The organism is Actinotalea sp. (genome assembly GCF_041597215.1).
Taxonomy (GTDB): domain Bacteria; phylum Actinomycetota; class Actinomycetes; order Actinomycetales; family Cellulomonadaceae; genus Actinotalea.
In genome coordinates this window covers 1-6219 of sequence record NZ_JBFHHB010000187.1, presented here as the reverse complement: position 1 = coordinate 6219, position 6219 = coordinate 1, and the positions used below count along the sequence as shown (strand labels likewise).

The 6219-nt window shown below is 71.7% G+C and carries 6 protein-coding genes; 4 read left to right on the top strand and 2 right to left on the bottom strand.

Annotated elements, in window-relative coordinates; all coding sequences use genetic code 11:
* Nucleotides 1–307 precede the first annotated feature (307 nt).
* From ABWK99_RS12280 to ABWK99_RS12270, 3 genes are read left to right on the top strand one after another with little or no spacing between them, the layout of a single operon-like run.
* Nucleotides 308–1168 (top strand): ABC transporter ATP-binding protein, encoded by an 861-nt coding sequence (locus tag ABWK99_RS12280; RefSeq protein WP_372594990.1) that lies wholly within the window; start codon nucleotides 308–310, stop codon nucleotides 1166–1168.
* Nucleotides 1165–2346, top strand: coding sequence for an ABC transporter permease (locus ABWK99_RS12275; protein WP_372594989.1), 1182 nt, complete (start codon nucleotides 1165–1167; stop codon nucleotides 2344–2346). The genes ABWK99_RS12280 and ABWK99_RS12275 overlap by 4 nt, the downstream gene beginning before the upstream one ends.
* Nucleotides 2343–3410: an ABC transporter permease gene (locus ABWK99_RS12270; RefSeq protein ID WP_372594988.1), complete on the top strand. Its 1068-nt coding sequence runs from the start codon at nucleotides 2343–2345 to the stop codon at nucleotides 3408–3410. The genes ABWK99_RS12275 and ABWK99_RS12270 overlap by 4 nt, the downstream gene beginning before the upstream one ends.
* Nucleotides 3411–3477: 67 nt before the next feature.
* On the opposite strand, the gene ABWK99_RS12265 is transcribed toward ABWK99_RS12270, so the two are convergent.
* Complete coding sequence (locus ABWK99_RS12265; RefSeq protein WP_372594987.1) at nucleotides 3478–3864, bottom strand: VOC family protein; 387 nt, start codon at nucleotides 3862–3864, stop codon at nucleotides 3478–3480.
* A gap of 169 nt (nucleotides 3865–4033) precedes the next feature.
* Nucleotides 4034–5047: a class I fructose-bisphosphate aldolase gene (locus ABWK99_RS12260; protein WP_372594986.1), complete on the bottom strand. Its 1014-nt coding sequence runs from the start codon at nucleotides 5045–5047 to the stop codon at nucleotides 4034–4036.
* Between the two features lie 105 nt (nucleotides 5048–5152).
* On the opposite strand from ABWK99_RS12260, the gene ABWK99_RS12255 reads away from it, so the two are divergent.
* On the top strand, nucleotides 5153–6219 hold a 1067-nt coding region (locus ABWK99_RS12255; RefSeq protein ID WP_372594985.1), incomplete at its 3' end, for an AAA family ATPase.

Here is a 6219-nt window from a genome sequence, read left to right as displayed (position 1 = left end):
GGCATCAGCCCGCTGTGGCACGTGCCCGACGTGACCGCCGTCTCGGTCGACTGGACGGGTCCTGGTTGGCTGCTGCTCGTCGCCCTCGCGCTCGGTGCGGTCGGCTTCGTCGGCTTCCGGCGGCGCGACCTCCGCTGAACGTCGGCAAGGGGCGCTCGCCGACCGCCGGGCGACCGTGCGGAACCGGGTGCCCCGAACCGCTGCCCGCTGCGCCGGACCGGCCTAAGGTCGAGAGCAGGCGGAGCCGTCCACCCTCGCCCGGGCCTCCGAGGCGACCGACCCCGCGCCGCGACGAAGGGGCACTCTCATGACCGGACCGGCCATCAGCGTCCGGGACCTGCGCTTCTCCTACGGCGATCTCGAGGCGGTCAAGGGGATCTCCTTCGACGTCCAGCCCGGGGAGATCCTCGGCTTCCTCGGCCCGAACGGCGCCGGCAAGTCCACGACCATCAAGGTGCTCACGGGTCAGCTCAAGCCCAGCGGTGGAGGGGCGACGGTCCTGGGCACCGACGTCGGCGTCGACGACCCGGCGATGCAGGCCCGGATCGGCGTCTGCTTCGAGGAGAAGAACCTCTACCCGAACATGTCGGCCACGGAGAACCTGGAGTTCTTCGCCTCCCTCTACGGGATCAAGGATCCCGACGCGCTCGGCGTGCTGCGCCGGGTCGGCCTCGCGGACCGGGCCAAGGACCGGGTCAAGACGTTCTCCAAGGGGATGCGCCAGCGCATGATGATCTCCCGCGCGTTCATCAACAGCCCCGACGTCCTCTTCCTCGACGAGCCGACGGACGGACTCGACCCGGTGACCTCCGCCGCGATCCGCACGACGATCGAGGAGGAGGCCGCCCGTGGCGTCGCCGTCCTGCTCACCACGCACGACATGTTCGAGGCCGACCAGCTCGCCGACCGCATCGCGTTCATCAACAACGGCGAGATCGTCGCCCTGGACACCGCGGACAACCTCAAGCTCACCTACGGGACCCGCTCGGTGAAGGTCCGGCTGCGCGAGGGCGACGGCGTCCGCGAGGAGGTCCTGCCGCTCGACGGCGCCTCCTCGGCGCGCCTCGCCGAGCTCGCCGCCTCGCCGGACCTCCTGACGATCCACACCGAGGAGGCCACGCTCGAGCAGATCTTCATCCAGCTCACCGGCCGGGGGCTGGCGGGATGACCAGGCAGGTCTCCCGGGTCGCGATCGTCGCCGCGATCGTCCGCAAGGACGTCCGGGAGTTCTCCCGCGACACCCTGTACCTCGTCCTGTCCGCCGTCGGGCTGGTCATGTTCGTCGGCCTGTTCTACCTCGTGCCCGACACGGTCGAGGAGTCGCTCACCGTCGGCATCCAGCAGACCGGGATGGACGAGCTCGTGTCCGCCTACCAGGCGGGCGCCGAGACCGACGAGGCCCTGGACGTCGTCCCGGTCGACACTGCCGAGCACCTCCGGGCAGCCGTCGCGGGAGACCTCGAGGTGTACCGGACGGCCTCGGGTGAGACGGTCCTGGTGGGCCCCGGCGCTGCGGCGCAGGCCCCGGAGGGCTCGACGACGGTCACCGTCGACATCGGCATCGCCTTCCCCGTCGACTTCGTGGCGCTGACGACCGCCGGGCAGCAGCCGACGGTGACCGTCTACACCGACGCCGACGTGCCGAGCGAGGTCCAGGACGCGATGACCAGCGTCGTGCGGGAGATCGCCTACACGCTCTCCGGCCGCCCGCTGCCGGTGACCGAGGCCACCGTCGTGCTGGGCACCGACCGGACGGGGGACCAGGCCTCGATGCGGGACCGGCTACGGCCGATGCTCGCCTTCTTCGTGCTCATGATCGAGACCTTCGCGCTCTCCTCGCTCATCGCGAACGAGATCCTCAACCGGACGGTCACTGCCGTCCTCCTGACCCCGGCCCGGGTGGGTGACTTCCTGGCAGCCAAGACGATCTACGGGACGCTCCTGACGGGCGGTCAGGCCCTGCTGCTCCTGGCGGCGATCGGTGCGCTGACCGCCACGTCCTGGGGACCCCTGCTCGTGACCGTGCTCCTCGGGGCGCTGATGTTCACCGGGATCGGCATGATCACCGGATCGGCCGGGAAGGACTTCATCGGCACCCTCTTCCTGACGATGCTCCTGGTCCTGCCGCTGCTGGTGCCGACCTTCTCCGTGCTCTTCCCCGGCACCGCCGCGGGGTGGGTCATGGCCATGCCCTCGTACCCGGTCATCGACGCGCTCGACCAGGTGACGAGCGACGGCGCCGGCTGGTCGGAGATCGGCCCCGGGCTGCTGGGCGCGCTCGTCTGGGTCGTGGTGATCTACGTCGCCGGCGTCCTCGTGCTCAAGCGGAAGGCGGAGACGCTGTGACCCTCTCCCGCGCCTGGGTGGTGCTCCGCAAGGACCTCGCCCTCGGCCCCCGCTCCCCGATCTTCCTGTACGCCATCGTGCTCCCGGTGGCGCTCACGGCCGTCTTCCAGCTGGCGTTCGGCTCACTCTTCGAGCCGGCGCCACGACTCGCCGTGGTGGACGAGGGCAGCTCGTCGATCACGGCAGCCCTGCGGGAGATGGACGGTATCGACCTGACGCTGCTCGACGACGCCGATGCGCTGCGGGCGGCGGTCGAGGCCAACGACCACGACGGCGGACTGGTCCTCCCACCCGGGTTCGACGAGTCGGTCCGCGCCGGCGACCGGCCCCCGCTCGACCTGTTCCTCAGCGGTGAGTCCTACGCCGCGAACCGGCTCATCCTCACCGTCACGACCCTCGACCTCGTCCGGGCCGTCGACGGCGGTCCGCCCCCGGTCCAGGTCGACCTCGTCCGGCTGGGATCGGCCGGACTGCCGATCGGGCTGCGCCTGGTGCCGGTCATCATGATGTACGCCCTGTTCATCGCCGGCGCGTTCCTGCCGGCCTCGTCGATGGTCGACGAGAAGACCAGGGGCACCCTCACCGCGATCCTCGTCACCCCGGCGCGGGTGAGCGAGGTGCTCGTGGCCAAGGCCGCCCTCGGTTCCCTCATGGCCTTCCTCGTCTCGATCATGACGCTCTGGCTCAACAGCGCCCTCGGCGCGAACTGGCCGCAGGTCCTGGTGGTGGTCGCCCTGGGCGCGGTGTTCTCCTCCCTCCTCGGCCTGGTGATCGGCTCCCTGGCGAAGGACGGAGCGATGCTCTTCACGATCGTCAAGAGCAGCGGGATCCTGCTCTTCGGCCCGGTGATCTTCTACCTGTTCCCGGACTGGCCGCAGTGGATCGCGCGCCTGTTCCCGACGTTCTGGATGATCGACCCGATCTGGCGGGTGGCGGTGCTCGGCGAGGGCCTCGGCCAGGTCTGGCTGACGATCGCGGTCGCGGTCGGCATCGGGCTCGCCCTGGTGCCGGTGATCCGGGTGCTCTCGCGGCGGATGCTCACCCAGCTCGCCTCGGCCTCATGACGACTGCCCACCGCGCAGGTCGCGCCGTGGGCAGCCGTGAGCGAGGCGGGATCGACGTCGCGATCGATCAGGCCTCCATCCCCGTCTCGACGTTGAGGATGTTGCCGTCCGGGTCCTCGAACCAGACCGAGCGGCTCTCGGCCCAGCTCGCGACCCCGTCGGCCCAGGTGAGCCCCTCGACCTCGAAGGTCTGGAAGGAGACGCCCGCCGCCCGCAGGGCGTCGACCTCGGGGTCGAAGGCGTCGGTGGGCACCGAGAACGACATCGCGGTGGCCTTGTTGGTTCCGGCGTAGCCGGACGAGTAGACGAGGAAGGACCCGGACCCGGCGCCGTAGACGACGCCGTCCTCGGACTCCCGCTGGACGGTGAAGCCCAGCGTCCCCTCGTAGAACGCCCTCGCGCGGGCCATGTCGGCGACCGCGAGGGTGGGCATCGGGTTGTACGTGGCGAGCATGATGCCTCCGGCCCGGACCGGGCGACCGTCGCCCGGTCGGATTTTCGACGGTACGCCCCGGGGTTTTGGTGGTCAATGGACCGCCGAGGACCCAGGCGACCGGTCGGTCCCCCACCAGGTCACGGCGCTGGAACGCGGCCGCACCCACCGCGGCGAGCGCGGCCGCGACTCAGCCCTCCATCTCGGGAAGGTAGGCACCCTGCCGTGCCGCGGAGTTCAGCCTCGCGCGGTGCAGCAGCGCCTTCTGGGCCTCCTCGCGACGACCGTCGTCGCCGCCCCATGCCCGGAGCACGGGCGCCTGCAGGGCTCGCCCGTAGGAGAAGCTCAGCTCCCAGGGCTGCGGGCCCTGCCGGTTGATCGCGTCGAGCCGAGAGGTGGCCTGCTCGTCGGTCTGCCCACCGGAGAGGAACACGATCCCCGGCACCGCGGCCGGCACGACGCGCCGCAGCACGGCGACGGTCGCCTCGGCGATCTCCTCGTCGCCGACCTGCTCCGGGCAGTCCGTGCCGGGCAGGACCATGTTCGGCTTGAGCAACGTCGCCTCGAGCACCACGTGCTGGGCCGCGAGCTGTGCGTAGACCTCGCGCACCGCCGCCTCGGTGACCCGCGCGCAGGTCGCCAGGTCGTGCGCGCCGTCCATGAGGACCTCGGGCTCGACGATCGGCGTCAGCCCGCACTCCTGCGCGAGCGCCGCGTAGCGGGCAAGGGCGTGCGCGTTCGCCTCCAGGCAGGCAGCCGTCGGGATCCCGTCACCGATCCGGATGACCGCGCGCCACTTCGCGAACCGCGCGCCCATCGCCTCGTACTCGACCATCCGGTCCCGCAGCCGGTCGAGCCCCTCGGTGACGACCTCCCCGGGCGAGCCGGCCAGCGGACGCGTCCCGGCGTCGACCTTGATCCCGGGCACGATGCCCTGCCGCGCGAACGCCTCGGCGAACGGGGTGCCGTCCGCGACCTGCTGCCGCAGCGTCTCGTCGAACAGGATCACGCCCCCGATGAAGTCACCGAGACCCGGTGTGGTGGCCAGGATCTCCCGGTAGGACCGGCGTCGCCCCTCGGTGGACTCCACCCCGATCGTGGCCAACCGCTTGGCGATCGTCGGGGCGCTCTCGTCCGCGGCGAGAATCCCTCGCCCTGCCCCCGTGACGGCCTGCGCGGTACGGATCATGCGCTCGACGTCCATGGTGCGCCTCCTCGCGTACACCTCCACCCTCGTCCCGTCCGAGGCCGGGGGCAAGCGCTGGCCGTCGACCTCGGCGCGTCACCGACCGACGCTACGGTGCGGAGCATGCTGCGCACGATCGCGATCGAGAACTACCGGTCGATCCGCCACCTCGTCACCGAGCTGGACGCCCTCACGGTCGTGACCGGGGCGAACGGGAGCGGGAAGACGAGCTTCTACCGCGCCCTGCGGCTGCTGGCCGACCTCGTGCGGGACGGTGCGCTGTCGACGCTCGCCCAGGAGGGCGGGATGCGTTCCGCCCTGTTCGCCGGCACGCGCACCGAGCCGCAGGTCGCCCTTCGCCTCGGCTTCGCCTCGGACGACCTCTCCTACGCGATCGACCTGGGCCTGCCTCAGCTCGGTCCCTTCCGGCTCGACCCGGAGATCAAGACGGAGGCGGTGTGGGCGGGGCCGGTCCTGCGCCCCTCGACCCTGCTGGCCGACCGGCACGGACCCCGGGTGCAGACCCGTGACAGCGACTTCGCGCTGCGGACGGCGCCGTGGCAGGTCCGGGACCACGAGTCGCTGATGGCCTCGCTCGTCGACCCGTCGCAGGCCCCCGAGCTGTACGCGCTGCGCGAGCAGGCCCGCCGCTGGCGCTTCTACGACCACCTGCGCACCGACGCAGCCGCACCGGCCAGGCGCCCGGGGGTGGCCACGTTCACCCCCGTGCTCTCGGCCGGTGGCGACGACCTGGCGGCTGCGCTGACCACGATCGACCGGGTCGGCGACGCCGAGGCCCTGCACGCTGCCGTCGCGGGTGCCTTCGACGGCTCGCGACTCGTCCTCACCGAGGACGAGGACGGGGCCTGCCGCCTGGGGCTGCAGCAGTCGGGACTGCGTCGACCCCTCGGCGCCGCCGAGCTCTCCGACGGGACCCTGCGCTTCCTCGCGCTCGCTGCTGCCCTGCTCTCCCCGCGGCCACCGGCCCTGCTCGTGCTCAACGAGCCGGAGTCGAGCCTGCACCCGAGCCTGCTGCCGGCCCTCGGGGCCATGATCGTGACGGCAGCCGAGCGCTCCCAGGTCGTGGTCGTGACCCACGCCGCGGACCTCGTCCGCGCGTTGAGGCCGAACGCCAGGATGCTCGAGCTCGTGAAGTCGGGCGGCGAGACCCAGATCCCCGGGCAGCTCGC

What these genes read in the sequence shown, in the direction of transcription:
- ABWK99_RS12260 (WP_372594986.1), bottom strand. Translation starts at nt 5,047, where the DNA reads ATGGACGTCGAGCGCATGATCCGTACCGCGCAGGCCGTCACGGGGGCA.
- ABWK99_RS12280 (WP_372594990.1), top strand. Translation starts at nt 308, where the DNA reads ATGACCGGACCGGCCATCAGCGTCCGGGACCTGCGCTTCTCCTACGGC.
- ABWK99_RS12265 (WP_372594987.1), bottom strand. Translation starts at nt 3,864, where the DNA reads ATGCTCGCCACGTACAACCCGATGCCCACCCTCGCGGTCGCCGACATG.
- ABWK99_RS12275 (WP_372594989.1), top strand. Translation starts at nt 1,165, where the DNA reads ATGACCAGGCAGGTCTCCCGGGTCGCGATCGTCGCCGCGATCGTCCGC.